The following is a 2,343-nucleotide window of genomic DNA, read 5'->3' as shown; positions in this document are numbered from 1 at the left end:
ACCGGCTATTATCCCTAGTCCCCCTGCTTTAGATACGTGACCTGCCAGGTTACCATCAGCAATCCATGCCATGGCCCCCTGGAATATCGGGTATTCTATATTGAGAAGTTCACAAACAGTATTTTTAGTCATAAATTTCCTCCTAAGGTGAGATATATCAAGTTAGATTATAAACAAATCTTTAAAAAAAGTTAAGAAAAATTTAGAAAACTTCTTTAAATTTTTTCATTATATCCTCTACAGAAAGAATTTCTTCTATTTTCCAAGCATCTTTTCCGGCAAAGAAGATACCTTCCTCATAATCTCCCTCATGACCTTTTACAAGTCTTTCGTTTACACAAAAAGTCATAGTACACTTTTTCAGGCAACCGGTACAGCTCTTGGGTCTTTCTGTTTTTTTATTAAGTACTTTTTCCACATAGGGAGAAATTATAGCATTGGCAGGAAGACCGGCAGAACTCATTATCTCTACAATATCTCCCTCTTTTGAGTTTATATACATCTGTTTGAACTCGTCGCTTACTTCGCATTCGTCACTGGCTATGAATCTAGAACCCATTTGAATACCGTCGGCTCCAAGGGCTAGCATTCTTCTCGCATCATCAGGAGTGATTACTCCACCTGCACCAAAAACAGGTACAGATATTTTCTCAGCTATTTCTCCCACTATATCCCAAGAGTCTAAGTTAGTTCCGAGATGTCCACCTGCGTTTCCTCCTTCTACGATAATAGCAGAAGCCCCCAGTCTTTCAGATATCTTAGCTAACTTCAGTGAAGAAACGATAGGCACGATAGGTACACCTGATTCTTTTCCGAGTTCAAATACATCTCTTGAGAAGCCTGCTCCGAATACTATAAGATCTGCCCCGGCATTGATAGAAGCCTTTACCAGATCTATAAAATTGTTTGCGGCGAACATTATATTTACACCTAGTGCTCCGCCTTTTTTCTTTATAAGTTCTCTGGCTTTTTTTATCTCATCTTTCAACTCTTCTGTAGAAAGGGCTGTCCCGGCAATAAGACCGATCCCACCTTCATTAGCAACAGCTGCTGCAAGTCTTGCCATTGAAGCTCTGATAGCCATACCTCCCTGAATAATAGGAAGTTCTACCTGAAGATTACCTATTTTAATAGACATTATGAATTCCTCCTTAAATAACACACGTAATTAATCACATTAACTTATATCATAAATAAGCTAAAAAGTAAATGGTTTTATGGGAGGATAAGCTCATATAATCCAACGTAAACCATCATAAAACTTAGATATTATCTGGTATTTCTTTTGGTTTCAATTTTCTCCTCAAATTTAAAAAGGAGTTTAAAATTTCCACATCTGAATTTAAAATTAGTTCTTTAGGATAGGAAATTTCTTCAAGAAGTTCACTTACTATATCAAGATCCCCTATAGAATGGGAAAAATGAGCATCACTTCCCAGGGATAAATAGCATCCATATTTTTTGGCAATGGACATTATGGACTTACAGTTTTCCTCAGATCCTTCTCTAGAACCTTTAAAAGAAGAGTTGTTTAGTTCTATAGCCACATTATATTCCTTGGCTGTTTTTATTACCTCTTCATAATCTATGGGGAATTTTGGATTGCCCGGATGTGCTATTATATCTACTATCTGATTTTTTATAACGTTGATCATAGTCCGGGTATTCTTTTCTTTATCTTTTCCGTCAGGGTATCCAGCTACTGGATGAAATCCCACAAGAATGATATCCATTATCTCATAAATATACTGATTTAGGTCGATACTTCCGTCTTCATCTATTACATTAGCTTCGACCCCTTTTAATACTCTTACACCCTCAATCTCATCAGGGAGAGCTCTTAAGTTTCTTAGGGACCACCAGTGAGGAGAGTCAGGAAGAGCCGGGCCGTGATTTGTTATTGCGATTACTTTTAGACCTTTTTTCTTGGCTTCCTGTACATTTTCTCCAAGAGTGCTGTATGCATGAGGATTTACATTTGTGTGGGTGTGTAAATCTATGAGGTATTTCATATTTTAACCTCCTAAAAATTAATGATATATTTTTTATAAACTATTTATATTATATCATAATTAAACTAATTTTTGCTATTTGTGGATAAATTACTGACTTCATCCAAAGTTCCGTTACTTTTCCTTGATGAAAAGTAACCAAAAATCAAGCATTGTCTTGTCCAAGCTAAAATCTAATAAATTTTACTAAAAATACAAAACTCGCTTCGCTCAAACATTGTATTTTCTTTACGTAAAATTGATTAGATTTCTTAACGCTCGTCCTACGAATAGGCACAAGATTTTAAAGATTTTAAAAAGTATTTAAATATTCTAATCTTTAAGTGGCATT

Annotated in this window: 3 protein-coding genes; all 3 read right to left on the bottom strand. The window is 35.6% G+C overall.

Features of this window, described 5'->3' with window-relative positions:
• A partial coding sequence (locus ABZA26_RS12915; protein WP_372714921.1) for a nitronate monooxygenase occupies nt 1-132 on the bottom strand: 132 nt, incomplete at its 3' end.
• 70 nt (nt 133-202) lie between these two features.
• A complete protein-coding gene (locus ABZA26_RS12910) occupies nt 203-1,138 on the bottom strand; it encodes an NAD(P)H-dependent flavin oxidoreductase (protein WP_372714920.1) in 936 nt (311 codons plus the stop codon).
• Between the two features lie 124 nt (nt 1,139-1,262).
• Nucleotides 1,263-2,012, bottom strand: a complete 750-nt coding sequence (locus tag ABZA26_RS12905) for a phosphatase (RefSeq protein WP_372714919.1) — start codon at nt 2,010-2,012, stop codon at nt 1,263-1,265.
• Between the last annotated feature and the right edge of the window lie 331 nt (nt 2,013-2,343).

Source organism: Ilyobacter sp., assembly GCF_041583315.1.
Taxonomy (GTDB): Bacteria; Fusobacteriota; Fusobacteriia; order Fusobacteriales; family Fusobacteriaceae; genus Ilyobacter.
This window is presented reverse-complemented; position numbering and strand designations above follow the sequence as displayed.

Coding starts and splice junctions, on each gene's coding strand:
- ABZA26_RS12910 (WP_372714920.1), bottom strand. CDS start 1,138: ATGTCTATTAAAATAGGTAATCTTCAGGTAGAACTTCCTATTATTCAG.
- ABZA26_RS12905 (WP_372714919.1), bottom strand. CDS start 2,012: ATGAAATACCTCATAGATTTACACACCCACACAAATGTAAATCCTCAT.